The sequence below is a fragment of the Paracoccus benzoatiresistens genome, from assembly GCF_026913015.1.
Classification (GTDB): Bacteria; Pseudomonadota; Alphaproteobacteria; order Rhodobacterales; family Rhodobacteraceae; genus Paracoccus; species Paracoccus benzoatiresistens.
In genome coordinates this window covers 1-24934 of sequence record NZ_JAPTYD010000048.1, presented here as the reverse complement: position 1 = coordinate 24934, position 24934 = coordinate 1, and the positions used below count along the sequence as shown (strand labels likewise).

General features: G+C 65.9%; 25 protein-coding genes and 1 pseudogene. 9 read left to right on the top strand and 17 right to left on the bottom strand.

The window, feature by feature from the left end; all coding sequences use genetic code 11:
- Positions 1 to 396 precede the first annotated feature (396 nt).
- Entirely contained in the window at positions 397 to 2238 is a 1842-nt protein-coding gene (locus OU682_RS19290) for a PHA/PHB synthase family protein (protein ID WP_268943839.1), read from the bottom strand.
- Between the two features lie 463 nt (positions 2239 to 2701).
- On the opposite strand from OU682_RS19290, the gene OU682_RS19285 reads away from it, so the two are divergent.
- Both OU682_RS19285 and OU682_RS19280 read left to right on the top strand, forming a co-directional pair.
- Positions 2702 to 4582: a heavy metal translocating P-type ATPase gene (locus OU682_RS19285; protein WP_268943838.1), complete on the top strand. Its 1881-nt coding sequence runs from the start codon at positions 2702 to 2704 to the stop codon at positions 4580 to 4582.
- Positions 4579 to 5280 (top strand): VIT1/CCC1 transporter family protein, encoded by a 702-nt coding sequence (locus tag OU682_RS19280; RefSeq protein ID WP_268943837.1) that lies wholly within the window; start codon positions 4579 to 4581, stop codon positions 5278 to 5280. Before OU682_RS19285 ends, OU682_RS19280 begins: the two co-directional genes overlap by 4 nt.
- Positions 5281 to 5427: 147 nt before the next feature.
- Here OU682_RS19280 and OU682_RS19275 read toward each other — a convergent pair whose 3' ends face one another.
- The 5 genes from OU682_RS19275 to OU682_RS19255 all read right to left on the bottom strand — a co-directional run bounded on the left by OU682_RS19275 (position 5428) and on the right by OU682_RS19255 (position 10616).
- Positions 5428 to 6054 carry an ABC-type transport auxiliary lipoprotein family protein gene (locus OU682_RS19275; protein ID WP_268943836.1) on the bottom strand — a complete coding sequence of 209 codons (627 nt, stop codon included), beginning with the start codon at positions 6052 to 6054 and terminating at the stop codon, positions 5428 to 5430.
- An 8-nt stretch (positions 6055 to 6062) separates the two neighbouring features.
- The gene (locus OU682_RS19270) at positions 6063 to 7289 is read right to left on the bottom strand and encodes an MlaD family protein (protein ID WP_268943835.1); all 1227 of its coding nucleotides are present in this window, start codon (positions 7287 to 7289) and stop codon (positions 6063 to 6065) included.
- Positions 7290 to 7292: 3 nt separating this feature from the next.
- The gene (locus OU682_RS19265) at positions 7293 to 8072 is read right to left on the bottom strand and encodes an ABC transporter ATP-binding protein (RefSeq protein ID WP_268943834.1); all 780 of its coding nucleotides are present in this window, start codon (positions 8070 to 8072) and stop codon (positions 7293 to 7295) included.
- The gene (locus OU682_RS19260; RefSeq protein ID WP_268943833.1) at positions 8069 to 9178 is read right to left on the bottom strand and encodes an ABC transporter permease; all 1110 of its coding nucleotides are present in this window, start codon (positions 9176 to 9178) and stop codon (positions 8069 to 8071) included. The genes OU682_RS19265 and OU682_RS19260 overlap by 4 nt, the downstream gene beginning before the upstream one ends.
- 97 nt (positions 9179 to 9275) lie before the next feature.
- Positions 9276 to 10616 carry a family 16 glycosylhydrolase gene (locus OU682_RS19255; RefSeq protein WP_268943832.1) on the bottom strand — a complete coding sequence of 447 codons (1341 nt, stop codon included), beginning with the start codon at positions 10614 to 10616 and terminating at the stop codon, positions 9276 to 9278.
- Between the two features lie 556 nt (positions 10617 to 11172).
- On the opposite strand from OU682_RS19255, the gene OU682_RS19250 reads away from it, so the two are divergent.
- Genes OU682_RS19250 through OU682_RS19240 form a run of 3 tightly spaced genes read left to right on the top strand, consistent with a single transcriptional unit; the run spans position 11173 to position 15184 of the window.
- Complete coding sequence (locus tag OU682_RS19250) at positions 11173 to 11412, top strand: hypothetical protein (protein WP_268943831.1); 240 nt, start codon at positions 11173 to 11175, stop codon at positions 11410 to 11412.
- Positions 11409 to 14219 (top strand): hybrid sensor histidine kinase/response regulator, encoded by a 2811-nt coding sequence (locus OU682_RS19245; RefSeq protein WP_268943829.1) that lies wholly within the window; start codon positions 11409 to 11411, stop codon positions 14217 to 14219. Before OU682_RS19250 ends, OU682_RS19245 begins: the two co-directional genes overlap by 4 nt.
- Positions 14216 to 15184: a GGDEF domain-containing response regulator gene (locus tag OU682_RS19240; protein ID WP_268943828.1), complete on the top strand. Its 969-nt coding sequence runs from the start codon at positions 14216 to 14218 to the stop codon at positions 15182 to 15184. Before OU682_RS19245 ends, OU682_RS19240 begins: the two co-directional genes overlap by 4 nt.
- A 65-nt stretch (positions 15185 to 15249) precedes the next feature.
- Here OU682_RS19240 and OU682_RS19235 read toward each other — a convergent pair whose 3' ends face one another.
- From OU682_RS19235 to OU682_RS19205, 8 genes and pseudogenes are all read right to left on the bottom strand, one after another.
- Positions 15250 to 15645, bottom strand: coding sequence for a PIN domain-containing protein (locus OU682_RS19235; protein ID WP_268943827.1), 396 nt, complete (start codon positions 15643 to 15645; stop codon positions 15250 to 15252).
- A complete protein-coding gene (locus tag OU682_RS19230) occupies positions 15645 to 15872 on the bottom strand; it encodes an AbrB/MazE/SpoVT family DNA-binding domain-containing protein (protein ID WP_268943826.1) in 228 nt (75 codons plus the stop codon). The genes OU682_RS19235 and OU682_RS19230 overlap by 1 nt, the downstream gene beginning before the upstream one ends.
- Before the next feature lie 133 nt (positions 15873 to 16005).
- Positions 16006 to 16278 (bottom strand): hypothetical protein, encoded by a 273-nt coding sequence (locus tag OU682_RS19225; RefSeq protein WP_268943825.1) that lies wholly within the window; start codon positions 16276 to 16278, stop codon positions 16006 to 16008.
- A 30-nt stretch (positions 16279 to 16308) separates the two neighbouring features.
- A complete protein-coding gene (locus OU682_RS19220; RefSeq protein ID WP_268943824.1) occupies positions 16309 to 16773 on the bottom strand; it encodes an LLM class flavin-dependent oxidoreductase in 465 nt (154 codons plus the stop codon).
- Positions 16742 to 17578 carry an ABC transporter permease gene (locus OU682_RS19215; protein ID WP_268943823.1) on the bottom strand — a complete coding sequence of 279 codons (837 nt, stop codon included), beginning with the start codon at positions 17576 to 17578 and terminating at the stop codon, positions 16742 to 16744. Before OU682_RS19215 ends, OU682_RS19220 begins: the two co-directional genes overlap by 32 nt.
- Positions 17579 to 17615: 37 nt before the next feature.
- A pseudogene (locus OU682_RS24325) lies at positions 17616 to 17822 on the bottom strand (ABC transporter ATP-binding protein); the annotation flags it as partial.
- Between the two features lie 236 nt (positions 17823 to 18058).
- Entirely contained in the window at positions 18059 to 19132 is a 1074-nt protein-coding gene (locus tag OU682_RS19210; RefSeq protein ID WP_268943822.1) for an ABC transporter substrate-binding protein, read from the bottom strand.
- A gap of 79 nt (positions 19133 to 19211) precedes the next feature.
- The gene (locus tag OU682_RS19205; protein WP_268943821.1) at positions 19212 to 19436 is read right to left on the bottom strand and encodes a DUF1127 domain-containing protein; all 225 of its coding nucleotides are present in this window, start codon (positions 19434 to 19436) and stop codon (positions 19212 to 19214) included.
- A 193-nt stretch (positions 19437 to 19629) separates the two neighbouring features.
- Here OU682_RS19205 and OU682_RS19200 point away from each other — a divergent pair, with 193 nt between their 5' ends.
- Positions 19630 to 20445 carry a cyclase family protein gene (locus tag OU682_RS19200; RefSeq protein WP_268943820.1) on the top strand — a complete coding sequence of 272 codons (816 nt, stop codon included), beginning with the start codon at positions 19630 to 19632 and terminating at the stop codon, positions 20443 to 20445.
- Positions 20446 to 20606: 161 nt separating this feature from the next.
- On the opposite strand, the gene OU682_RS19195 is transcribed toward OU682_RS19200, so the two are convergent.
- Positions 20607 to 20816, bottom strand: a complete 210-nt coding sequence (locus OU682_RS19195) for a hypothetical protein (protein WP_268943819.1) — start codon at positions 20814 to 20816, stop codon at positions 20607 to 20609.
- 4 nt (positions 20817 to 20820) lie between these two features.
- A complete protein-coding gene (locus OU682_RS19190; protein WP_268943818.1) occupies positions 20821 to 21009 on the bottom strand; it encodes a hypothetical protein in 189 nt (62 codons plus the stop codon).
- A gap of 293 nt (positions 21010 to 21302) precedes the next feature.
- On the opposite strand from OU682_RS19190, the gene OU682_RS19185 reads away from it, so the two are divergent.
- The 3 genes from OU682_RS19185 to OU682_RS19175 are packed head-to-tail and all read left to right on the top strand — an operon-like array spanning position 21303 to position 24472.
- Positions 21303 to 21758 carry a (2Fe-2S)-binding protein gene (locus OU682_RS19185; RefSeq protein WP_329609834.1) on the top strand — a complete coding sequence of 152 codons (456 nt, stop codon included), beginning with the start codon at positions 21303 to 21305 and terminating at the stop codon, positions 21756 to 21758.
- Positions 21758 to 24037 carry a xanthine dehydrogenase family protein molybdopterin-binding subunit gene (locus OU682_RS19180; RefSeq protein WP_268943817.1) on the top strand — a complete coding sequence of 760 codons (2280 nt, stop codon included), beginning with the start codon at positions 21758 to 21760 and terminating at the stop codon, positions 24035 to 24037. The genes OU682_RS19185 and OU682_RS19180 overlap by 1 nt, the downstream gene beginning before the upstream one ends.
- A gap of 9 nt (positions 24038 to 24046) precedes the next feature.
- Complete coding sequence (locus tag OU682_RS19175) at positions 24047 to 24472, top strand: hypothetical protein (RefSeq protein WP_268943816.1); 426 nt, start codon at positions 24047 to 24049, stop codon at positions 24470 to 24472.
- 35 nt (positions 24473 to 24507) lie between these two features.
- On the opposite strand, the gene OU682_RS19170 is transcribed toward OU682_RS19175, so the two are convergent.
- The gene (locus OU682_RS19170; RefSeq protein WP_268943814.1) at positions 24508 to 24846 is read right to left on the bottom strand and encodes a hypothetical protein; all 339 of its coding nucleotides are present in this window, start codon (positions 24844 to 24846) and stop codon (positions 24508 to 24510) included.
- Positions 24847 to 24934 lie beyond the last annotated feature (88 nt).

Here is a 24934-nt window from a genome sequence, read left to right as displayed (position 1 = left end):
CAACCGCTTTCCCTGGCTATCGCCATTCCCCCCGGAAGCGTAGACCTCGCTCATCTGCTGCTTCCTTCTTGCCAAGCACTTCTAGTCAAAAGCCTTTAAGACGTGTTGCAGCGCTCCATGATCGCAAAGAGCAGAAAGTTTCTGCCCGCAGTATGCCTCATAGAAAATTTTTCTGGAATGATTTGTGCTTCGTCCACACGCGGCTCGCGTTTGTCCGTCGCCGAATGATCTGGAACAGGCGGCCTGGCTTTGGTCTGGAGGGCTCCGGCTCTGTGGATGGATGGTATTCTGTCTGGCGCTGATGGATCAGGCGGTGGCTTGCTCTGGCATGAGCTTTCGGAAGGTCCCCTGGGCGCGGTTTTCCCGTCGAGACAGCCCCTGGCCTCGCCCCCGCGGTCACGCCTGGTGGATGTAGCTTCCCGGCGCAGGCTCCAAGGGTGGATACCCGCGCTGAGCCGCGCCCAGAAGGCGGGCGGGCATCGGCGCGCCGCTATGCCCGTCAAGCCAGCGGGCCCATTCCGGCCACCACGACCCTTCCGCGGGCTCCTGGGCTGCAAGCCAACTGTCGGGATCGCAATACAGCGCGCCCGCGGGCCGATGTCCAAGGCGGTAATGCCGCCGGGGATGGCCGGGTTCGGACAGGATACCCGTGTTGTGCCCGCCCTTGGTCAGCAGGAAATGCAGGTCGCAATCCGTGAACAGCAAGGTCTTGTAGACCGAGCGCCACGGCGCAATGTGATCGGATTCGGTGCCGATGACAAACATGGGGACCGAGATGTCCTTCAGCGCGATGACCCGGCCTTCCACGGCAAATCTTCCTGCCGTGATGCGGTTTTCCAGGAACACGCCGCGCAGGTATTCCGAATGCATGCGCGCCGGCATCCGGGTCGTGTCGCGGAGCCAGACGCTGATGTCCGTCGGCATGTCCTGCTCGCCAAGGAAGTAACGGCGCACGGAACGCGACCAGATCAGGTCCTCGGACCGGATCAGCGCAAAGGCGCCCGACATCTGCGGCCGGTCCAGGTATCCTTGCGCCCACATCATGTCCTCGAGGAAGGCCACCTGACTTTCGTCCAGAAAGAGAAGCAGCTCGCCCGCTTCGGCAAAGTCCACCTGCGCCGCCATCAGCGTTATCGAGGCAAGCCGGTCATCGCCGTCGCGCGCCATGGCCGCGGCGGCAATGGCAAGAAGCGTTCCGCCAAGACAATAGCCGTTGGCATGAACCCTCTGCCCGGGGACGATCGCATTGATCGCCTCGACCGCGCGCATGATCCCCTTCGTGCGATAGTCTTCAAGCGACAGGTCCGCATGATCCGCGGAAGGATTGCGCCACGAAATGCAGAAAACGGTGTAGCCTTGCGCCACGAGCCACCGGATGAACGAATTCTGGGCCGAAAGGTCGAGGATATAGTATTTCATGATCCAGGCGGGAACGATCAGCACAGGCTCGGGCCGAACCGTTCTTGTCGCAGGGGCATACTGGATCAGCTCCATCAGATCATTGCGGAAGACCACGGCTCCGGGGGTGCAGGCCAGCACCTTGCCCAGGGCGAAATCCTCTGGCACCGGGCGATGTTCCTGCGCCACGATGTGGCAGGCATCGTCGAGAAAATGGGCGGCTCCCTCCACCAGGTTCCGCCCGCCGGTGGAAAGCGACCTTTCCAGGATTTCGGGATTGGCAAGCGGGAAGTTCGCGGGCGAGACGGTATCGAGCAACTGTCTCATCATGCAGCCGGTGCGCTCTGCATTCTGCTTGCGAAGGCCCCGCAGATCCCCGGTCGCCGCCTGCCACCAGTCCTGCAGGCCCAGGAACCCCTGCTGCCAGAGCGTGAAGGGCGTCTTGTCCCACCCCTCGTGCGACCAGCGCGTGTCGTGGGGCCCCGGCGGGAAGGGCTTCTCGCCGAAGGTCCCGGACAGGCCGGACAGGGCGAACTGCGCGAGCTTCAGCCAGTTGGCCTGCGCCCGCTCGGCAAGCTCCAGTTGCCTGCCGGGCGCGCGCGCCAGGTGCATGGTCCAGTCGGACCAGGCGTCCAGGACGGCATGCGGCGAGATCCCTCCGGTAAGGCGCGCAAGGCTGGCCATCGCGCCCCGGTCCAAGGCAGCATGCCGATGCGCGCTTTCGGTGGGGGCATGGGGTGATCCTGCGGGCGCAAAAGCGGCAGCCGGAATGGTCTGCGGCAGGTACGTGACCAAGGATTCAGGCCGGTCAGGCGCCTGCCTGAGGAACTCGTGAGCCATGGGCTGACACTCTTTCTGACAGGAATTTCCCCACGATGAGCCTGGAGGATCACAGGCCGACTATTCACGACAGTGCTGCCCCGCGATCGTCCTGCCATATCGGAGCAATCGATAGCGGAACGGGTCCCGTCATTGATGCAGATCATTTCAGGCGATCAAGGCGATGCTATCAGCTTGTGCGTGTCTCAAACAATCCGCGAATCGCCGCATGATATACCGTCCCGCAGGAAATACGCCCCTTTCCGCACACAAGTCACGACGATGCGACAGCCGGTATTTCGTATTTCGTTCCCCGCGCGACGGCTTCAACATCGGGGATCAAGGTCTGACAAAGCCGGCAAGGGGCTTCGCGGCAGGCCGGAAACCTTATGTCCTTGTTCTTGCGGGACGCCGGTCCCGGTCCATGGCAATCGGGTCTGGAAGCCCTAGCCGATCGCACGGGCGTTCACCGAAGGGATAGTTCTTGAGTTACATTCGTGCAAGCCGCCTCAAGACGCTTCTTCTGGCTATTTCGCTGGCGGGCCTTGCGGCAGGGCTTCTTTTTCACGTCTCCGGGCGGCCGGATCTGGCGCGAGCCGTCTGGATGATGGGCGTCGTGCCCGTTCTGGGGGCGCTTGCGACAGAGATTTCGCGCAGCCTCGGGCGAGGCGAGGTCGGGCTGGACATCATTGCCGCCCTGTCTATGTCGGCGGCGCTTGTTCTTGGCGAAGCGCTGGCGGCCGCCATCGTCGCCCTCATGTATTCCGGCGGCACCTTTCTTGAAAGTTTCGCAGAGGGCCGCGCGCGCCGCGAGATGCGCGATCTTCTGTCCCGCGTGCCCCGGACTGCGACCCGCCACCACGATGGTCGTCTGGAGGAGGTGCCTCTGGGCGATGTCGCCGCCGGGGACCTGCTCTTGATCCGGCAGGGCGATGTCGTGCCGGTGGATGGACGCATCGCATCGGGCACGGCCTTTCTCGACACCTCGGCCATGACCGGCGAGTCGCTGCCGATACGTCTGGCGCAGGGAGCCGAGGCCATGAGCGGCTCGACCAATGCGGGGGACGCCTTCGATCTGGAGGCGACGCGCGAAGCCAGGGACAGCACCTATGCCGGGATCGTCCGCCTAGTCGAGGAAGCGCAGCGGTCCAAGGCACCCATGGCCCGGCTGGCGGACCGCTGGTCCCTGGGCTTTCTGGCGGTCACGGTCGCCCTTGCCCTTGCCGCCTGGTGGTTCACCGGCGATCCTGTCCGCGCCGTGGCCGTGCTTGTCGTGGCCACACCTTGTCCGCTGATCCTTGCCGTGCCCGTCGCCCTGGTCGCGGGCCTCTCTCGGGCCGCGCATTTCGGAGTGCTCGTGAAGGGCGCAAAGCCGCTGGAGTCGATGGCCCGCATCCACACCCTGATCCTCGACAAGACCGGGACACTGACCGATGGGCGGCCACGGATCGTCTCGATCGAGAGCGAGGACGGCATGGCCGCGGATGATATCCTGCGCTTTGCTGCCGCGCTGGACCAGGTGTCCAAGCATCCGGTGGCGCAAGCCGTCGTGGCAGCCGCCAGAGACCGGGGTCTGTCGCTGCCTGTCCCTCACGGCGTCAATGAAGTTCCTGGCGAGGGGGTAGTCGGCGTCATTGAGGGCCGTCAGGTCATTGTCGGCAACCACGGGTTTGTCGCGCAGCGTGCCGGCCAGGTGCCGAACGCTTGCTCAGGCGTTCCCGCAGGCGCAGTGCTGGTCGCCCTTGCAGTGGACGGTCGCATGGCCGGGTATCTGGTGATGTCCGATCCGCTGCGGGACGAGGCCGGCGCGATGCTTGCGGGTCTTCGCCGCCAGGGGATCGCGCGAATACTGCTTGCCACCGGCGACCGGGTTGAGGTTGCCGAGCGTATAAGTGCGGGCCTCGGGCTCGACGGTATCCGCGCAGGACTGACGCCGGACAAGAAGGTGCTGCTGGTCCTGACAGAGCGCAAGAACGGGCCGGTGATGATGGTGGGCGACGGGGTGAACGACGCGCCTGCCCTGGCGGCTGCGGATGTCGGCATTGCCATGGGCGCGCGAGGCGCAGCCGCTTCGGCCGAGGCGGCGGATGTCGTGCTGCTTGTCGACCGTGTCGATCGTGTCACCGTGGGGATAGAAGTCGCGCGGCGTTCGCGCGGGATCGCGGTCGAAAGCGTTGTCGCGGGAATCGGCCTCTCCGTCTTGGGCATGATCGCTGCTGCCCTGGGCTATCTGACCCCCGTCCAGGGTGCGCTGATCCAGGAGGCGATCGACGTGGCTGTCATCCTCAACGCGCTCAGGGCGCTTCGTATCGCGCCGCAAGGCAGCACGCCCGTGCAACCACCCCTGAAGAAAGCACCCTCATGAGCCGGTTGCCCCATTCCGAAATCCACACCGTTCACCGCATCGGCTGGCTTCGCGCGGCCGTCCTGGGCGCGAATGACGGCATCGTCTCGACATCAAGCCTCATCGTTGGCGTCGCCGCTGCGGGAACCGGCCCGAGAGAGGTGCTGATTGCCGGCCTGGCCGGCCTTGTGGCTGGCGCCATGTCGATGGCGGCGGGAGAATATGTCTCGGTCAGTTCGCAGGCCGATGCGGAAAAGGCCGACCTTGCGCGCGAGCGGAAGGAGCTTGCCGAAACGCCGGAAGCCGAGCTTGATGAACTGACGGGGATCTATGAAAAGCGCGGCCTCGACCGGGATCTTGCCCGGACGGTCGCGGTGCAATTGACCGACCGGGATGCGCTTGGCAGCCATGCCCGCGATGAACTGGGCATTTCCGAGACCGGCACCACCTATCCGGTCCAGGCCGCCGCGGTTTCGGCCCTGACCTTTGCCATGGGTGCGCTGGTGCCCCTGCTGGTGGCCATGCTTGCCCCACCCGCGCGGATCCCTGTCTGGGTGGCTGTGGCGACCCTGCTGTCGCTGGCGGCCTTGGGCGGCCTTGGGGCATCGGCAGGGGGTGCGGGCATCCTGCGCGGCGCGCTGAGAGTCGGGTTCTGGGGCGCGCTAGCCATGGGCGCCACCGCCTTGGTGGGGGGGCTGTTCGGGGTCAGCCTTGGCTGAAGCCTGCCCGCCTGCGCCAAGCCGGAAGCTTCACGTGGAAAAGCCCTTGGTCGTTGACCATCCAGATCAGATGCAGGGGATCCTAAAGCGCCAAGATGCGCTACCGATCAAAGCGGAAAGATAATCCGTCCTTGATAGAACCAGCCCTTATTGGCACTGCCTCGGATTGACGCCAGATGCGCGCAGCCCCCATTCGGTCATCTGCGTGACCAACTGGCGCGCAGCCGCGTCGAAGGCCGGGATCAGGTCGGCCGTGCGTGTGCCGGCGGCCGGAACGGCGGCGGCAAAGCGGCCGCGCGACACGATGTCCGCCTCAAGTTCGCTCACCATCTGCGCGTTGACGGTCAGGCGGACGACGACACCCTCGGCGGTCAGTTCGGCGTTGAAATCCTCGATCTCGCTGATGAGGGCATAATCCCCCGAGATGCCCAGGGGCGCCCGGCCGACATAGCCGAAGCTGCCTGTCGCGCCCAAGCTTTGCACCAGAAGCCGCTGCAGCATCTCGGGCACCGCCTCGCCCCATTGCGCATCGGGCAGGTATTGCGTCTGCAGGGCCGAGGGGCGGATCATGATCCGGTCGCTGTCCAGGGTGCTGCGCGCCTTGGGCGGCTCGATGATGAGTTCGCCGATGCTGGCGCGTCCGCAGCCTGTCGCGGGGGCAGGCGGGCGCAGTTCGAACACGTCGCGTTCCGGCCCTCCCGTCATGGCGGACAGGGTGCCGCATCCCGACAGGATGCAAAGGCCGAAGGCAAGAACGGTCGTGGACAGGCGCATCGGAAACCTCATCGGCGGAACTCGGGGACACGGGGTTCGGACAGAAGCTGGGCAGGGTTGCGGCGCAAGGCCGAGATCAGCTGGTTCGCGTTGCCGACAAGGGCGCGCATGTCCTGGGCCAGGCGCGAAACCTGGGGCAGGGTGTCCCGTGCGAAGGACCGCACGGGCGCATTAACGCCGTCCAGGACATCATCCAGCGACCGGAAGGCCGAGGCGGCATTCCCGGACGCCTCGCGCAGGTTGGCGCTGATCTGCGGCAGGTCGTCCGGCAGGCTTGCCAGGGCATCGTTGACCGCCGTCAGGGTCGCGCGCAGGTCGCCGGCGGCTCCGGCAATGTCGCTGCCGATGACGGTTTCGGCCGCATCGAAGGCCCGGGTGCCGGAGGCGAGTGCAAGATCGAGATTGTCCAACGTAGCCTTGCCCCGGTCGGAAAGCGCAGCCAGGCTGCTGGCGCTGCGTTCCACCTGCCGGACCGCGGGCGACAGGTCGTCCGCGACAAGTCCGTCTATCCGCTGCAGGGTCGATGTCGCCGTCCCGAACAGGGTTTCCGCCCGCGACGCGGCATCGCTCAGGCGCTGGAAGGCCGCGGTTGCATCCTGGCCAAGCCCGTCCACCTGCCCGCCCAGGGATCCGAACGTTTCGGCCGCCGCGGCCACGTCGTCCAGCGCCTGATCCAGGTGGCCGCTGGAACGTTCGACATTGGCCAGAATGGCGGAAACGCGGGCCTGATTTTCCTTGCCCAGAAGCTCGGACAGTTCCTCGGCCAGCAGGCTGAGGCGGTCGATGATCTGCGGCCCTTCGTCGCTGAGGGTCTGAAGCGCCGACCTGCCGGAGGCGATCACCGGCACCTCGGACGAACCCGGCCGGGCCAGAAGGGCGGCATCGCGGGACCCGGCCGACACCGCCACCAGGACCACTCCCGTCACGCCCTGCACTTCAAGTTCGGCCACGCTGTCGCTGCGGATGGGGGTGTCCTCCCTCACCTCCAGCCTCACGCGGACCGGCATGGGATTGTCCGGCGCAAGTTCCATCTCGGCCACCCGCCCGACCGGCAGGCCGGCAAAGAGAACGTCTGACGAAAGGACAAGGCCCGAAACGTCAGCGAAATAAACATCATAGTAGGCAAACTTGCGGTTCAGCTCCACCTGCGCAAACCACAGCAGGAAAACCAGGATGCCAAGAAACCCGAAAACGGTGAAGGCGCCGATCAGGGTATAGTTGGCCTTTGTTTCCATGCATCAGTCCCGATCCGGGTTGCCGCCGGATGCCGCGCGCGCCCGTGCCCCATGAAAATACTCGTGCACCCAAGGGTGGTCGACCTTCAGCATATCAGCCATTGTCCCGGTGGTCAGGACCTTGTGTTCGGCCAGAACGGCCACCCGGTCGCAGCATGCATGCAGCGTGTCCAGGTCGTGGGTGACAAGAAACACCGACAGGTTCAGCGCATCGCGCAGCGTCAAGATCAGACGGTCGAAGGCAGCGGCGCCGATCGGGTCCAATCCGGCGGTCGGCTCGTCCAGGAAAAGGATTTCCGGGTCCAGGGCAAGCGCGCGTGCCAGACCAGCCCGCTTGCGCATTCCTCCCGACAGTTCCGACGGGTAGTTGTTATTGGCTTTCCACGGCAGCCCCGCCATGGAGACCTTCAATTCCGCAAGCCCACGCCGCTGCGCATCGGTCAAACCCGGAACGGCGCGCAGCGGAACCTCGACATTTTCCCGCACCGTCAACGAGGAGAACAGCGCCCCGTCCTGAAACATGACGCCCCAACGCTGCTCAACCGCCCGACGCTCGGACCCGGGCAGCGCGGCAAGCGTTTTTCCAAGCACCTCGATGGTGCCGGCTTGCGAAACCTCCAGTCCCACGATCGCCCGCAGCAGCACCGACTTGCCGCTTCCCGAGGCTCCGACGACGCCCAGAATCTCGCCCCGGAACAGGTCCAGATCCAGACCTTCGTGCACCAGATGCGGGCCGAACTGCGTGCGCAGATTGCGGACGCAGACGACTGCCTCGCGGGTCACAGTCCCACCTTTGCGAAGAACACCGAAAAGGCCGCATCCGCGATGATGACGGCGAAGATGGCGCTGACCACCGCGGCAGAGGTCATCCGGCCCAGCGACTCGGCATCGTTGCCGACGCTCATCCCGGCCTGGCAACCGATCACCCCGATGATCAGGGCAAAGACCGGCGCCTTGATCACGCCCACGATCGCATGGCTGACATCCACATCGGCCAGCCGCGCCAGGAAGACCGCGGGTGATTGTCCCAGTTCGATCCAGGACATCATGGCCCCGCCCAGAAGCCCTGACAGGGCGGAAACCAGTCCCAGGATCGGCAGCATCAGCACCAGCGCCAACACACGCGGCAGGATCAGGACCAGGTCGGGATCCAGGGCCAGGGTTCGCATGGCGTCGATTTCCTGCCGCATCTTCATCGAGCCCAGCGAGGCCGTGAGCGCCGAGGCCGTCCGCCCTGCCACGATGATCGCGGTCAGCAGGATGCCCAGTTCCCGCAGGATCGAGATGGCGATCAGATCGACGACAAAGATTTCGGCCCCGAACGGGCGCAACTGATCCGCGCCCTGAAAGCCCAGGACCACCCCGATCAGGAATGACATCACCGCGACGATGGGGACGGCTCGCAGCCCGGTTTCCTGGCAGTGGTGGGCAAGCGAGGTGAGGGGAAACCGTGTCGGATGGCGCAGGGCCCGCCCAAGGGCGGACAGCGTGCGTCCCAGATACTCTGCGAGCTGGCCGAGATACACCAGCGCGCCCACAACGGCGCGCCCGGTCGCATCCAGCAGAAGCCGCAGCCGCGCGCTGCGTTTCCGCTCCGGCGTCGCGACCGGCAGGGCGTCGCTGACGGTTTGCAGCAGGTGGGCGTGCTGGCTGCCCAAGCCGGTCAGCAGGCTGCCCGCGGCGCGTCGCTGCACCAGCTCCCATGCGCCGGCGGTGTCCATCCTTGTCACGCCTGCAAGATCAATCCGCACGGCCTTCGGTGCAGGAGGAAACCTCATCAGCGTCCAGACAGTCAGTTCGCCGGACAGGAACAGGCACCCGTTCTCGGAAAGAACCGACAGCTCGCGCGTTTCGAGGCTTTTCAGCTTCTCCGCCTTATCTGTGCCCATTCTTTGAACCGCGCCGGTTTTTCCGAAGGCTGATTTCAGATAGCTACGCCGCCCTGCGTTCAGTTTCCAGAGCTACATGCTCGACAGCAGGCGATGGTCATACCAGGGGCACCAGTTCGAAGTCATGCCGCGAGATGTCCTGACTGGAAAGCCCCACCAGATAGATGGCGTCAGGTGTGAGATCGGGCCCCGGTCCAAGGTTCACCCTCACCGCCCAGCCTTCATCCTTCATGCCCGCAAGCAGATTTTCAGGGGTGAGCGGCAGACTGGCGATGTCGATCCTGTCAAGGCCGGGCTCGAAGTCATGGATGTAGTCGACCCCGCACCCCCGTCCGAAGACAAACAGGTCAGAGCTGCCATCCTTCCTGTAGTTTCCGCCCCAAAGATGGTCGGTCGCTCCGCCGCCAACAAGAACATCGCTGTCGACACCGCCGATCAGCTTGTCCTTTCCGCCCTCTCCGGACAGGTGATCCATTCCGGCATGGCCGAAGACCTGGTCATCTCCCGCCTCGCCGAAAAGGCGATCATCCCCGGCATCGCCATAGATGGTGTCATTTCCGTCTCCGGCGGCGATCAGGTCCGCCCATCGTGATCCGTCCATCAGATCACCGGCGTCGCTTCCGATCTCTCCAAGGTCTGGTGAGGATGGCTGCTCGCTCAGGCTCGGATTGCGGGTGGTGCTTGCTTCCCTTTCATAGACCCTGATGTAGTCCACCGTCAGCCTGTCGCTGAAGTCCGTGGTCGCATCGGGATCGCCCGCCCATCCCCCTACGGCCAGGTTGAGGATCAGGTACATCTCCTCGGTCAGGGCCACGTGTTCTTCCCGAACCAGCGCACCGTCGTAATACCAGGCGATCGAGTCCGCCGTCCACAGCAGGCCGTAGGTATGGAAGCCGTCCCCCGCGTCCTCGACGGCTATGGACAGGCTGTCGGGCTGCCCATCGGACCAGATGTTCGTATGGAGGATGCTGGTGTTTTCTCCGGGGAACTCGAACACGTCGATTTCGGCTGACCAATCGTCATCCACCGGCAACAGCCAGAAGGCGCTCCACAAGCCGACTTCATCCGGCACATCGGCCCTGATCTCGATATAGCCCGTCGCAACCGAGAAGCTCATCTCGGTTGTCAGCAAGCCGGAACTGTACCCTGATCCGCCCGCATGCGCGCGCTGTTCGACACCCAGGGGACTGGCGGCGATGGACAATGAACCGCCGCCCCAAGTGAATGCGGCAGGAAGATGCGTCATGTCCGGATCGGCATAATACTGCAGCTCGCCGTTCCTGCTGATGGTGCGCGTATCCTCGAGATGCGGTGAAAAGGACGTGGCCCATGTGCCCCCGCTGCCGTATCCGCGCCAGAAGGAAGCCTCCTCCGTATCGAACTCGTCCGCGAAGGTGGGAACGTAGATCTCACCGTTGATGACGATCGTCGACTGCAAGTCGGTCGCTGGAATGATGTGGTCAGGAGATGACATGGTGGAACTTGATCCCGAAGGCGCACCGCCCCTTGATTGAAGCGCCGGAAGTCAAAGTCAGCACAGGTTGGTGCAATCAAAGCTTGTCTATAAGACGATTTAAGTAGCCCATAGTTGTTTTTCGTGTCAACGGAAGAGCACAGGCGCTTGGCGCCACTGCGGGCGGGCAAGCAGTGGCAAAGAAGCGCAATCCGCTGGAGGGGTATACCTGGCATTGCATGTCAAAGGTTGGCCGGAAACCCAAATGTCGGTCAGGTTTCAGGTGGAGCACCGGCTCCCGCAGATCGCGTAAAATCCAAGATTTTCGAATTCTATCGATCAGCGGACGCCGGCGCATGGCCCGGATATGCTGCTCGGAATCAGCGGCATCAGGCAAGGGCGAAGCATTTTGACCAGCGGTGTGACAGATCCCGGGCGGGCCCGTCGGCCCTTGCCCGGAGCGGAAAGCTCGCTTCGGTCCATGCTGCCGGCCTTGCTGATCTGCGTTCTGGGATTGGCGGCCCTCGCGGCTGGCCGGTTCATGACCACTGACGCAAACGGCCGCTATCTGGTGGTCGGCGGGGCAAGCGGTCGGGCTTCGGCTGTCCGCATGGTCCATGACGCGGGGGGCGGGGTCATCGCGGTTGGCCGGCTTGTGCCGACCGTGCTGGCCGTCTCGGACGATGCGGGATTTGTTGATGCGCTTCGGTCGCAGGGGGCGTGGCTGGTGCTGCCGGTGCCGGGCGGACTGGGCTGCGCGACAGCCGGAGAAGCGCGATGAACGGCGAACTTGACCTGCTACGGGCGCGCTTTGGGCGATTCCTGGTCATTCTCCTCTGGGCGCATGTGCCGCTGATCGGGGTCGCCAGCCTTGCTGCCGGAACGGTTCCGGTCGGGGCGGGCCTGTTCTGCGGCGCGCTTCTGGCGGCGATCTGTCATCTGGCCTGGGCGCGCCACGGCATTGCCCCGATCACGCGCAATGTCGCGGCCGTTGTCCTGATCGGCGAACCTGCCCTGCTGCTTCTGGTGTTCGAGGGACACCCCTGGCAGATGGACATGCACATGTATTTCTTCGTGATGCTTGCCCTGAACATCGGCTGGTTCGACCGTGCCCCGCTGCTGCTGGCGGCGGTGGCGACCACGGTTCACCACCTGATGCTGTCCTCTTTCCTGCCCGCGGCTGTCTTCGTCAACGAAGGCAATGTCGCGCGTGTCGGCCTGCATGGCGCGATCGTGGCCTTCCAGACCCTGGTTCTGGTCTGGGTCAGCGACAAGGTGCTGCAGGCCTTCGCGCGGATTGCCCGGATGCGGGACGAGATCCTGCAGAAGAGCCTTGCGCTGGAGGAACGCACCCGCGAGGCCGAGGATGCGACCCGTGCCAAGAGCATGTTCCTGGCCAATATCAGCCACGAAATCCGCACCCCGATCAACGCGATCCTTGGTTTTTGCCATCTTCTGCAGCGCACCGCCCTGCAGCCGCGCCAAGCGGACCAGGTTGCCAAGATCGGCACCAGCGGAAAGACGCTTCTGCGCCTGATCAACGACCTTCTTGATTTTTCCAAGAACGAGGCGGGCCAGTTGACGCTGGAATCCCGCCCCTTCGATCTGCGGCAGGCGATCATGTGCCAGGTCCAGATGGTGTCCGAAACGGCTCGCGCCAAGGGTCTGGAGCTGCGGTTGGACCTTGCACCGGACCTGCCGCCCGTCCTTCTGGGCGACGACTTGCGGCTGAACCAGGTGCTGCTGAACCTTCTGGGCAATGCGATCAAGTTCAGCGACCGCGGCACGGTCACCCTGTCGGCCCGGGAAGCCGGCCGCCAGGATGGGCAGGCCGTGATCGAATGCCGCGTGCGCGACACCGGGATCGGCATGACGCCGCCCCAGCAGGCGCGGCTGTTCACGCCCTTTACCCAGGCCGACAGCTCGACCACCCGCCGCTTCGGGGGGACCGGCCTGGGCCTGACCATCTGCAAGCAGATCATCGAGCAGATGGGCGGCAGCATCCATGCCGCAAGCCGTCCCGGAGAGGGCAGCACCTTCACCTTCCGTGTGCCCCTGCTGCTGGGCGATGCCAGCCTTGCGGGCCCGGCCCTTCCCGGCCCCGGCCTGCGCGGGCTGCGCGTCCTGGTGGCCGACGACAACCCGATCGCCCGGCAGATCATTGCCGAGATTCTTGCGGGCTGGCAGATGGAGGCTGACCTGGCGCCCTCGGGACAGAAGGCGGTCGAGATGCTGAGGGATGCGGATCGCCGGGACCGGCCTTACAACCTGCTCATCCTGGACTGGAAGATGCCCGACATGGACGGGCTTCAGGTGCTGCAGGCGCTGCGAGCGGACACAGGGTTGCGCCGGCCGCCCGCCACGCTGGTCACGACCGGCTATGGCGTCGACGATCTGGTGCAGCAGGCCGGGTGTGAACCGATCGGACCCGTGCTGGCCAAGCCCATCGACGCCCCCCGCCTGCTTGATGCCTTGAACCAGCTGCCGCAACTGGCCGACGGGCGCGGCCACGCGGCATCCGCAGCCCCTGTGGCTGCCTTGGAGTTGCCGCCGGCGCTGCAAGGGCAGCGCGTCCTGCTGGTCGAGGATAACGAGATCAATCGCGAGATCGGCGTTGCGCTGCTGTCCGATGCCGGGCTGCTGGTCGATTGCGCCGAGAACGGCCTGGTCGCCTGTCGCATGGTCGGTGACCCAGCCAACGTCTATGCGGCAATCCTGATGGACATTCAGATGCCCGAAATGGACGGGATCACTGCCGCCCGGCACATACGGGGCCAGCATTCCGCAGCGGATCTGCCCATCATCGCCATGACCTCGCACGTCTATGAGGAGGAACGGCGCCGCAGCCTGGAGGCAGGGATGGTCGCTCATGTCGCCAAGCCCGTGGATCCGGCCCTACTAGTCGCCGTGCTGGCCAGCCATCTTCGGCCGGTCGCCGAGCCCGTGCCCGGGTCCGCGCTGAAGCACCTGGGGGTTGGGGACCTGCCCGATCGGCTGGACCCCTTCGACATTCCGGCGGCCCTGCGGCGGGTGAACGGCAAGGCCGGACTGCTGCGCCGCCTGATCCTGTCCTTCGCCGATACCCACGCCACCGTCGCCGGGGATCTTGCCGGGTTGATTGCCGCGAACCGGCTGGACGAGGCGCACCGTCTGGCGCACAGCCTGAAGGGCGTCTCGGCATCGCTGGAACTGGCGATTGTCCCGGCCTTGGCGGCGCGGATCGAGGCGCTGCTGGATAGGCGCCAACTCTCGGACCTGCCGGGGCTTCTGGACCGGTTGGCCGAGGCTATCGGCCCGGCCGTTGCAGCGGCGCGGACGCTTTCGGCGCCTCACGCCGACCGCCCGGCACCCGCCGCCGCGACAACAGGCGCGGATCCGGCGCGGATCGACAGCTTGCAGGACAGGCTGCGCGACCAGATCCGCCGCCGCAGCCTGTCCGCCCGATCCTGCTTCGAGGACCTGGCCGATGCGCTGCATCTGGATGCCGCGCAGCGCCACGACCATCCTGTCCGGCGCGCCCTGCAGAACCTGGACTATGCCCTGGCCGCACGGCTGCTGGATCCGTCCGGCGACAAGGGAACAGCATGACCGGGAAACCCACGATCCTTGTCGTCGATGACGAAATCAGCAATATCGAAATCCTCGGGGCCATCCTCGACAAGGATTACGAGGTCTGCTTTGCCCTGTCGGGCGCACAGGCGCTGGAGGTCGCGGGCCACGTCCGGCCCGACCTGATCCTGCTGGACATCGTCATGCCGGGTCTTGACGGCTATCAGACCTGCCTCCTGCTGAAGGAAAGCCCCGGCCTTTCGGATCTGCCGGTGATCTTCACCACGGCGCTCGATGCCTCGGAAAGCGAGGTCCGGGGCCTGTCGCTTGGTGCCGTCGACTACGTCACCAAGCCGTTCCAGCCGGTCGTTCTGCGCCAGCGGATCGGCAATCACATCCGGCTGAAGCAGCAACGTGACCAGCTGGCATCGCTGGCGATGACCGACCCCCTGACCGGGCTGGCCAATCGCCGGGGACTGGAAAGCCGGTTGCAGGCGGAACTGGACCGGCTGGCGCGGACCGACGGAAAGCTGTCGGTCATCATGCTGGATATCGACTGCTTCAAGACCTTCAACGATAGCCATGGCCATCCCGCAGGCGACCGCTGCCTGAAAATGGTCGGGCGGGCGCTGGAAGGCGCCGTGCAACGGGCGGGGGACCTTTGCGCGCGCTATGGCGGCGAGGAATTCGCCTGCATCCTGCCGGGCGTGGGCCATGGCGGCGCGATGCACCTGGGTGAAACGATCCGCGCCGGGATCGAGGCTCTTGCGATCCCGCACGCCTCCTCGGCCGCGGGTGCCGTCGTGACCGCCAGCCTGGGGGTGGCCAGCGGGAACTGCGCGTCGCGGCTGCCGGCCGAGGAGTGGATCCTGGCCGCCGACAGGATGCTGTATCGCAGCAAGCACCTCGGCCGAAACCGCGTGACCGGCCAGCATCTGGGTGGATCTGCGACCTGCCTGCCCCAGGCCTGGCCGCAACCGATGCAATCCCAGGCCATGCTGTGACGGCGGAATGCAAGGCCTGTGCGGCGTGTTCCGGGTATCAGGCCAGAGGACCGGAGTGCCTGTCCTCAGGCAAACGGATTGCGAATCCGCAGCTGGTCTTCGACCAGCATGCCGTCCTGCATGTCCTCCGACCACAAGGTATCGCACCCGGCGATCAGGGCGGCGGCAACGATCATTGAATCATAGACCGAAAAGCCATAGCGCGCGCCCAAGGCAAGTCCCACGTCATGGGTGCGCGGACTCAGGTCCTCGACCTGGCACAGTTGCCGGATGCCGTGCAGGAAATCCGACGCCTGCGCAAGGGTCATGCGCGCCTTGCGCAGGCAGTTCACCAGTGACTCGTTCAGGACCTGGACGCTGATCGTGCCGCCCTGGGCGATCAGCGCCTCGGCCTGATGCGCCTTGGGGCCATCGTCCAGCAAATAGAGGATGACGTTCGTATCGAAGAAGCCGCCTGGCATCAGCGCCGGTTGGCCTCATCGCGGTCCAGCCTGTCTGCTGCTGCCAGACGGCCGCGAAACCGCCGCAATCCTGCCAGGATTTCATCCGGCCGGGGCTGACGCGCGACCGCCAGTCCTTTTCCGTCGGCGTGAAGGTCGACACGGTCGCCTTCCCGCAGATCAAGCGCCCGAACCAGATCCGCAGGCAAGCGAACGGCCAGGGAGTTCCCCCATCTTGCGACCTGCATGGTTGCCTCCTGCATTGGATATACGTGATGCAATGTATATCTTTCCGCTTCCGGCGGCAAGGTGCGAATGGCCGTCAACGGTCGCAGACCGAAGGCGATGCCTGCATCCTTCAAGCGCAATGCCTTTGTGGCGCTAGGCGGGAACAACCTCCTCGCGCGGAAGCGGCAGCAGGGTCCGGCCCTGCCTTTCGATTTCCTGCTGGTAGGGGGTGTCCGACAGGATGAACCTGGTGATGCCCAGTTCCGCGTATCTGCGCAGGGACGAGGCAACCTCCTCGGCCGTTACGACCAGCCACGTCGTAGCCGCACCGCCCGCGCCGAACTTGCCCGGCGTGGTGTAGAGATTCTCGTCCGGCGCCTCGCCCTGCGCTTGCAGATTGAACAGGCGCTGCTGGCCCTCGGCCACGACGCGCCGGTGGTCGTGCCAGCCAGCGCCCTAGATCCGCGCCAAGGCAGTCACCTTGGCCTCAGCGTCGCGCCAAGCCTGCTCTCGGGTGTTGCGGATGAAGGTGGTGAGGCGCAAACCGAACTGCAGGGGCGGGCGGTTGCGATCCAGATCGCGCGACAGCGCCTTGAGCCGGGCGATGCGTTCGGCGACGCCGTCGCGCGGCTCGCCCCAGAACAGTTGCAAGTCAGCCTCGCCCGCGGCAACCCGTTCGGCAGCAGCGGAGGCACCGCCGAAATAGAGGGGCGGGTGCAGCCGGTCGCCCTGCGGCGTGAGGCCCGGTTCGGCGGCCGAATTGGCGACGTTGTAATGTTCGCTCCGGTGGGTCACCGCCCGTTCGGTCCACAGCCGGCGCACCAGGTGCAAGAATTCGCGCGTGCGGCCGTAGCGATGCGTCTCGCCGCCGTCGCTATATGCCTCGGTATCATCCTTGCCCGAGACGATGTTGATCCGCACCCGCGCTCCGGACAGCTGGTCCAGGATTGCAGGAGGCGCCGAAGACCAGTTCCGCCGCGATCAGCATGCGCCAGGCAAAGGCCCAGCCGATCTTCAGTCCCGACACGACCGAGGGCAGCGCGGCGTGCGCCAGGATCTGCAGCACCAGGCGCCAGCCCGTCAGGCCATAGTTGCGCCCGGCCATGCGCAGCGTTTCCGGCACCGCCTGGAAGCCCGAGAAGATGTTCAGCGCCAGGGACCACAGGACCAAGTGGATCAGCACGAAGATCAGGCTGGCCTGCTCCAGTCCGAACCACATCAGCGCCAGCGGCAGCAGCGCGATGGCCGGCAGCGGGTTGAACTTCGCCGTCAATGTGGACAACAGGTCGCGCCCCAGCCGGGTCGATACCGCCAGTGTCGTCAGCCCGAAGGCCAGGACGATCCCCGCCAGATAGCCCTGCAGCAGCACGACCAGCGAAATTCCCGCCCGTTCCAGCAGGATGCCATGGCAAAGCCCGTCCACGAAGACGCGCGCGGGGTCGGCAAAGGTCGCAAGCAGCAGCGGGTTGCCCTGCCAGCGGGCGGCAAGCTCCCACAGCAGGGCGATGGCGGCGATGATGACCAGGCGGCGCAGCCAGTCCTGCGACCACAGCCGCGTCGCCAGGGGAACGTCGCGCTCGACCGGCGCCTCGACAAAGGGGGCAGGTCGCGTTTGTATTCGGGGCGGATGGGCGGGGTCGGGATCCGTGCGGCCCAGGCTGTGCAGATCCCAGTCGTGGCAATTGATCTCGGCCCGGACACGACCGGGACGCAAGCGCGCGGGCAATCGCCACGCGTTGCTTCATGCCGCCAGACAGCTGGTGGAGATAGCTGTCCCGGAACCCGGAGAGGCCGACCTTGGCGATCGCGTCAAGGGCGCGCTCGCGCGCCTCGGCCTTGGGCAGGTGGCGGGCGGTAAGCAGCGGGAACATCATATTCCCAAAGACCGTCTTCCAGGGCGGAAGCTGGTCGAATTCCTGTAACAGCACGATCCGGTCTGCACCGGGGCCAACGACAGGGCGGTTGTCCAGCCGGATCTGCCCTCGGTCGGACGGATGAAGCCCGCATGGCCTTCAGCAGCGTGGACTCGCCGCAGCCGGATGGACCGAGCAGGACGAAGCGGCCGGCCCCGTGGACGTCGAGGTCGATCCGGTGCGTGGCCCGGATCACCCGTTCCCCCTTGGCATATTCAAGCGTCACGCCGCGGATCTGCAAAAGGGGATCGGGCAGCGGCGCATCCAGGCTGGACATCAGTATCGGGCAGTCCTCAGCTTTCGGCCCCAATGCGGGCATCTTCGAAGAAGTAATCCGACACCGCCGCGGGTTCGGTGCGGATGGCGCTCATGCGATGGAGGAACTGGCCCAACCCCGGCGTGTTCTGTGGCTGGATAGTGAAGGTCACCTCGTCGCTGTTAATCACGTCGATCGGCAGATCGCGGTCGGTCTTGGCGCCGCTGACCTTCAGATGGATGTCTGCGGCCTCCTCGGGATGGGCGGTCACGAATTCCGCCGCTTCCTGCAGGACGCCCAGCAGCGCCCCATAGGTCTTGGGGCTGTCCTTGTGGAAGTCCTCGGTCGCATAAAGCAGGGTCGAGGACGAGGGCCCGCCCAGCACGTCATAGGAATTCAGGATCACATGCGCATCGGGATTTGCCGCAAGTTGCTGTTCCTGGCAGGGCGGGTTGCCGAAATGCGCCGTGATCTCGGTCCCGTCCGAGATGATCGCCGCCGCCGCGGGTTGGGGAAGGGCCACCGAGATTTTGTCAAGCTTCGCGAACTCCGCATCGCCCCATTCCTTCGCCACGGCCATCTGCAGGATGCGCGTCTGGACCGAGACCCCAACGGCGGGCAAGGCGATGCGGTGCTGGTCGGTCAGGTCGGCGATGGTCTTCACTTCGGGCCGGTTCGACACGAGATAGTTCGGGAAATTGCCCAGGGATGCCACGGCCTTGACGTTCTGCCCGCCCTTGGTGCGGTCCCAGATCGTGAACATCGGCCCGACGTCGGCGCCCGCCACGTCGATGCTGCCCGACAGCAGCGCGTCATTCACGGCCGTTCCGCCTGACTGCTGCAGGAATTCCACGTCGATGTCGATGCCCGCTTCCTTGCCGTGCTTCTCGATCAGCTGTTGTTCCTTGGCGACGTTCAGAAGCAGATAAGCCACGCCGAACTGTTCGGCGATGCGCAGCCTGCCTTCCTCGGCATTCGCGGCGGCTGCGGACAGGGCGGCGATGCTGGTGCCCGCCAGAAGCGCGGCAAACTCCGCGACCGCTTTTGCCAGCGCGTCGCGCTCGGCGCAGTCATCGGCACGGAACAGATCCAGCAGCACCAGATTGCGCATGGCCATCCCTCCAAGGCAGGCGCGCCGCTGAGAGATGCCGTCGTTTCCGCCCCACGGAGGGGGGCGGGAAGGTCTGTCCTTATTCCGCGCCCCAGGCCGCTTCCTGGGCCAGGCGGGTAATCATCGAGCGGCCGATGCCAAGATCCGCCAACTCGCGGTTGGTCAGGGCGTTCAGTTCCCGCAGCGTCTGGCGGTAGATCACGCGGCGGGCGCGGTTTTCCTGCATTCGCTGGATCGCGGCCGACAAACGGCTGGCGAAGCCAAGCGAGGCGGCCGCGTTGCGGGTTTGGGCGATGGCAACCATCGTGTATTCCTTTCGGCGTCTTCTGATATCTGCGCAGGCCCGGATTGGCCTTGCGCTTCGGATGAACCAAAGATGGCCCCGATGCCGCGCGGGACAATGGATAGGGCACGAAGGCTGCCATGCGGCGCTCGCATGACTTGACAGGGCCGGGCTGCCGGACCTTTCATCAAGCGGACCGAAGGAGGAACGCCCCATGTGCACGGCATGTCTGATCGACGACGTGAAGCGCCACATGCTGTCGCGCCGCGGACTGTTTTCAGGGGCAGCGGCCACAGTCGCGGCAAGCGTCGCGGCCGGAATGTCGAGCGCGCGGCCCGCCCTGGCGCAGGCGACAGGAGGGATCGTGGACCTGACGCATGCCTATGACAGCGACTTCCCGACCTTCGACGGCAAGCCCGGTATTCTTTACGAGGCCGACAAGAACTACGAACCGGACGGCTATCACCTCTTCAAGCTGTCGATCTTCGAGCATACCGGCACCCACATCGATGCGCCGCTGCACTTCGCGGAGGGCGCGATGTCGGTCGATGCCCTGCCGGTCGAGAACCTGATCGCCCCCCTTTGCGTCCTGGACATATCGGCCAGGGCCGCCGAGGATCCGAATGCCATGGTGGAGCCCGCGGATATCGAGGCCTGGATTTCCGCCCATGGCGCGATCCCGGCAGGCGCCTGCGTGGCCATGAACTCTGGCTGGACCGCGAAGATGGGCGACCCGTCGTGGCGGAACCTGCCGGACGGTACCCTGGCTTTCCCCGGCTTTTCGAAGGCGGCGACCGATCTTTTGGCCGATACGGGGGCGGCGTCGATCGGCGTGGACACCCTGTCGCTTGATCCGGGAAACTCGGCGGACTTTGCCGTCCATTATTCGTGGCTGCCATCGGGGCGGTTCGGGATCGAGGGGCTGGCCAATCTCGACCGGGTACCGCCAGCCGGCGCCACCATCTTCATCGGCGCGCCAAAGCATCGCGGCGGCACCGGCGGTCCTGCCAGGATCATGGCGGTGGTGTGAGAAATCCGCGAAGGCGCGGGTGATGCTGCTGACGGCCAGCGACCACGAGGGATCAGAAAGGCCCCCGGCGCGGCGCGGAGCCTGGCCGGGGGCCTCGTGACGGTTCCTGCGCCCAAGTTTCCGGCGCGGGGCAGAGGCAATCGCCCTTGCGGTGCAAGGACTCAGTTGCCGCCCTTGGTCTTGGGATCATGCGTGTGATGGCTGTCGCGGACGCCGCCGCCGCCGGATACGTCGGAGTCCCGGCCGTTTGTCGGCTGGCCGGGCGCAGGACCGCGCCCCTCGGTCGGGTCGGGAAGATCGCTGCGCTGGTGGCTGCTGCCGGGACCGCCGTGATGGCGGTTGGCGGCCTCTGTCTTCTTTGACGTGGACATCGTTCTACCTGTCCTGCTGGTGACCCTGGTTGGTCGTGTTCTGCTTGATGTTGCCCTGCCGGCCCTGCTCGGCCAGGTTTCTCTGGCGAGGATCGGGGGCACCGGTGTCCGTCTGGGCGGTGCTTTCGGAAGGCTCGCCCGGGCCCTTGTTGCTGCGGTTCGCGGGCGGGATGGGGGGAAGTCGCTGCGCCATGAGAGTCCTCCTTCTGTCCCAAGGGAACGGTTCGGCGGGCGTTCTGTTCCCGGGAACATGCGCGGCCGGTGCCGAGTAAACGCGAACGCCGGGCACTTTCACCAATCCTCCACCAGGGCATATCCGCCCGACCACAAGCTTTTCATGATCATTCCGCACTCAACTGCTGGAACACTCTGGCCCTTCCCGCGTTCGAGAAAGTTGTGCCTTCCGCCATCTGTTCCGTGCAGGCGAGGGAGGCGACCAAATGCGAGACGCGGCCTGCCGGGCTGCACCAGCCAGAGGGGGACATCATGGATCTGACCGTAAATGGGCAGGCGCGCAGTTTCGGGGGGGACCCCAACATGCCGCTGCTGTGGTATCTGCGCGATGAGTTGGGACTGACGGGAACCAAGTTCGCCTGCGGCGCGGGCTATTGCGGCGCCTGCCTAGTCCATATCGACGGCGTGGCCAGCTTTTCCTGCGTCACCCCGATGAACGTCGCCGAAGGGGCCGAGGTCGTCACCATCGAGGGCCTGTCCCCCGACGGCAACCACCCGGTCCAGGTCGCCTGGCGAGAACTGAATGTCGCGCAATGCGGCTATTGCCAGTCCGGGCAGATGATGCAGGCGGCCGCGCTGCTGGCCGAGACGCCGAACCCCACGGATGATGACATCGACGGGGTGATGACCCAGAACATCTGCCGCTGCGGCACCTATCCCCGCATCCGGGCCGCGATCAAGCGGGCCGCAGGACAGGAGGCAGGCTGATGGCCATGTTGGAAAATGTCAGCCGCCGTGCCGTCCTGCTGGGGATGGGCGCAGGCGCCCTGGTGCTGTCGCTTGGCCTGCCGGCTGCCGCTCAGGATGAGCCGCTGAAGTTCGGGGCCGATGCCATGCCGCATGGCTGGCAGGACGACCCGCGTCTTTTTGTTGCCATCGACCCGGACGGAACCGTCACGGTAACGGTTCACCGATCGGAAATGGGGCAGGGGGTCCGCACCTCGATCGCGATGGTCGTGGCGGACGAACTGGACGCGGACTGGAACCGGGTGCGCGTCGCGCAAGCGCCCGGCGACGAGCCGACCTATGGCAACCAGGATACCGACGGCTCGCGCAGCCTGCGCCATTTCGCCGACCCGATGCGCCGCGCCGGCGCCGCCGCACGGCAGATGCTGCGAGAGGCGGCCGCCGCCGAATGGGGCGTGCCGGTCGAGGAGGTCACGGCCGAGAACCACGTCCTTGCCCATGCCGCATCCGGGCGGCAGGCGGGCTATGGCGACATGGCGACCCGCGCGGCCGAAGGCCAGATCCCCGCGCGTGAGAGCCTGACCCTGAAATCGCCAGACAAGTTCCGCTATATCGGGCGCGAGGACATCGGCCTGATCGACAATCCGGCCATCACCACGGGCGGCACCGTCTATGGCATCGATGCAAAGGCCGACGGCATGTTGTTCGCCGTCATCGCCCGACCGCCGGTCTATGGCGGCCGCGTGGCCAGCCATGATGCGACCGCCGCCCTGGAGGTCCCGGGCGTCGAGCGCGTCGTGGTGATCGACCCCCCGCCCCAGCCGTCCGAGTTCCAGCCCCTTGGCGGTGTGGCCGTGATCGCCACCAACACCTGGGCCGCCATCCGTGGGCGCGAGGCGCTGACGGTCGAGTGGGAGAACGGCCCCCACGCCAGCTATGACAGCGAGGCGTTCCGCGGCGAGTTGGAGCAGGCGGCGCGTAGCAGCGACGGCGCCGTCATCCGCAACCAGGGCGATGCCCTGGCTGCCCTGCCGAAGGCGGCGCGCAGGGTCGAGGCCGAATACTATATCCCGCATCTGGCGCAGGCGCCGATGGAGCCTCCGTCGGCGCTGGCGGCGATCCGCGACGGCAAATGCGAGGTCTGGGCCTGCGTGCAGGCGCCGCAGGTGACGCGCGCGCGTGTGGCGGAAAAGCTGGGGCTCGACCCAAAGGACGTCACGGTCAACGTGACGCTTCTGGGCGGCGGCTTCGGCCGCAAGTCCAAGCCCGACTTCGTGATCGAGGCCGCGCTTCTCAGCCGGGAAATGGACGGCAGGCCCGTCAAGGTCACCTGGACGCGAGAGGACGACCTGCATCACAGCTTTTATCACACCGTCTCGGTCGAGCGGCTGGAGGCGGGGCTGGACGGCAGCGGTCGCCCGGTCGCATGGCTCCACCGGACGGCGGCGCCCACCATCGGGTCGATCTTCGCGCCCGATCCCATGCAGAAGCTGCCCTTCGAGCTGGGCATGGGGCTGACGAACATGCCGCTGGATATTACCAACGTCAGGGCCGAGAACCCGAAGGCGCAGGCCCATACCCGCATCGGCTGGTATCGCTCGGTCTCGAACATCCCCCATGCCTTCGCGATCCAGTCCTTCATCGCGGAACTCGCGCACGAGGCCGGTCGGGATCACCGCGATTACCTGCTGGAGGTGATCGGCCCCGCCCGCAAGATCGACCCGACCGAACTGGGCGACGTCTGGAACTATGGCGAGGATCCGGCACGCTATCCCGTGGATACCGGCCGCCTGCGCCGGGTGATCGAAACCGTGACCGAGGCCGCAGGCTGGGGCCGCGAGATGCCCGCCCGCAGCGGCCTGGGCCTTGCGGCGCATTACAGCTTCGTCAGCCATGTCGCCGTGGTGGCCGAGGTCCAGGTCGGCGAAGGGGGCGAGGTGCGCGTTCCCGTTGTCCACATCGCCATCGACTGCGGGCCGCGCGTGAACCCCGACCGGATCCGCTCGCAGATGGAAGGCGCGGTGGTGATGGGCACCGGGCAGGCGCTGATGTCCCAGATCACCTTTGCCGAGGGGCGGGCGCAGCAGGACAATTTCGACGCCTATCTGGTGCCCCGCATGGACAACGCCCCGCGCGAGATCCACGTCCATCTGGTCGGCGGCGACGATCCCGGCCAGCCGCTTGGCGGCGTGGGCGAACCGGGCCTGCCGCCCGTCACCCCCGCCATCATCAACGCCATCTTTGCCGCCACGGGCCAGCGGATCCGCCACCTGCCGGTCGGCGACCAGCTGCGCAGCTAGGAGAACCCCATGAAGCTTTCAAGTTCCGCCCTGACTGCCGCAGCCTTCCTGGCCCTGGCGGGGCCATCCGCCGCAGCGGACTGCACGGCGCATCTGGATCTGATGGACGAGGTGCTGGACCAGGCATCCAGGGAGTCCATTGCCTCGTCCTCGGGCGGGCAGGGCGTGGCGGGCGCCCGGGAAGCCCGGGCCATGACCGATACCGAGGCACCGGGCGACGACGCGACGACAGACGAGGCCGCGGAGGACCCGCAACCCGCGCAGGCACCGGGCCATGCGCCCCCGCCCGAGGCCGGCGACCGCGTGCAAAGGCTGCGGGCGTCGCTGGACGAGGCGCGCGCGCAGGCGGGCCAGGATGATGCGGCATGCCGCGAAACGCTTGTGACGGCCCTGCGCGACCTGGTTTCCGGAGAGGACGAGACCGAACTTCCCTAGAAGCCGTCGACTGGGCGGCGGTGGTTTCCTGAATTTCACGGCTTCAGGAACCACCCCTCCATCGCCCGTTTCATCGAGAAAGCTAGCCCGACCACGGTGGCACCAGCCCGTGCCAGCTGCCGCAGAGGGTGGGTCGCCGCTTGGCATTGGTCTTCGGCGACAGGAAGCATTCGGCCCTTCATGCTGTTATCGACCATGGCTGTTCTGCGGCAGGCTTTCGAATGCGGAGACGGGAAGTAGGATGCCTCCATCAGCATCCGTATCAGCATGAGGAGCCCAAGCTCCGCTTCCCGCACTTCGCTCAACTCATGGCCATCCCCATGAACATCGGCGTGTTCAAGCGGCTCATGGCCGAGGGCGACATGGCTGCGCAACGTTGTCGCCCTTGACGACGATCAATGCGGCACTGACGCGCGGCGCAGAGAGTCTGAGAATGTCGGCCTGCGTCGGGTGGAGCAGATG

What these genes read in the sequence shown, in the direction of transcription:
- OU682_RS19290 (WP_268943839.1), bottom strand. Translation starts at nt 2,238, where the DNA reads ATGGCTCACGAGTTCCTCAGGCAGGCGCCTGACCGGCCTGAATCCTTG.
- OU682_RS19280 (WP_268943837.1), top strand. Translation starts at nt 4,579, where the DNA reads ATGAGCCGGTTGCCCCATTCCGAAATCCACACCGTTCACCGCATCGGC.
- OU682_RS19275 (WP_268943836.1), bottom strand. Translation starts at nt 6,054, where the DNA reads ATGCGCCTGTCCACGACCGTTCTTGCCTTCGGCCTTTGCATCCTGTCG.
- OU682_RS19270 (WP_268943835.1), bottom strand. Translation starts at nt 7,289, where the DNA reads ATGGAAACAAAGGCCAACTATACCCTGATCGGCGCCTTCACCGTTTTC.
- OU682_RS19260 (WP_268943833.1), bottom strand. Translation starts at nt 9,178, where the DNA reads ATGGGCACAGATAAGGCGGAGAAGCTGAAAAGCCTCGAAACGCGCGAG.
- OU682_RS19250 (WP_268943831.1), top strand. Translation starts at nt 11,173, where the DNA reads ATGACCACTGACGCAAACGGCCGCTATCTGGTGGTCGGCGGGGCAAGC.
- OU682_RS19245 (WP_268943829.1), top strand. Translation starts at nt 11,409, where the DNA reads ATGAACGGCGAACTTGACCTGCTACGGGCGCGCTTTGGGCGATTCCTG.
- OU682_RS19240 (WP_268943828.1), top strand. Translation starts at nt 14,216, where the DNA reads ATGACCGGGAAACCCACGATCCTTGTCGTCGATGACGAAATCAGCAAT.
- OU682_RS19235 (WP_268943827.1), bottom strand. Translation starts at nt 15,645, where the DNA reads ATGCCAGGCGGCTTCTTCGATACGAACGTCATCCTCTATTTGCTGGAC.
- OU682_RS19230 (WP_268943826.1), bottom strand. Translation starts at nt 15,872, where the DNA reads ATGCAGGTCGCAAGATGGGGGAACTCCCTGGCCGTTCGCTTGCCTGCG.
- OU682_RS19210 (WP_268943822.1), bottom strand. Translation starts at nt 19,132, where the DNA reads ATGCGCAATCTGGTGCTGCTGGATCTGTTCCGTGCCGATGACTGCGCC.
- OU682_RS19205 (WP_268943821.1), bottom strand. Translation starts at nt 19,436, where the DNA reads ATGGTTGCCATCGCCCAAACCCGCAACGCGGCCGCCTCGCTTGGCTTC.
- OU682_RS19200 (WP_268943820.1), top strand. Translation starts at nt 19,630, where the DNA reads ATGTGCACGGCATGTCTGATCGACGACGTGAAGCGCCACATGCTGTCG.
- OU682_RS19195 (WP_268943819.1), bottom strand. Translation starts at nt 20,816, where the DNA reads ATGTCCACGTCAAAGAAGACAGAGGCCGCCAACCGCCATCACGGCGGT.
- OU682_RS19190 (WP_268943818.1), bottom strand. Translation starts at nt 21,009, where the DNA reads ATGGCGCAGCGACTTCCCCCCATCCCGCCCGCGAACCGCAGCAACAAG.
- OU682_RS19185 (WP_329609834.1), top strand. Translation starts at nt 21,303, where the DNA reads ATGGATCTGACCGTAAATGGGCAGGCGCGCAGTTTCGGGGGGGACCCC.
- OU682_RS19180 (WP_268943817.1), top strand. Translation starts at nt 21,758, where the DNA reads ATGGCCATGTTGGAAAATGTCAGCCGCCGTGCCGTCCTGCTGGGGATG.
- OU682_RS19175 (WP_268943816.1), top strand. Translation starts at nt 24,047, where the DNA reads ATGAAGCTTTCAAGTTCCGCCCTGACTGCCGCAGCCTTCCTGGCCCTG.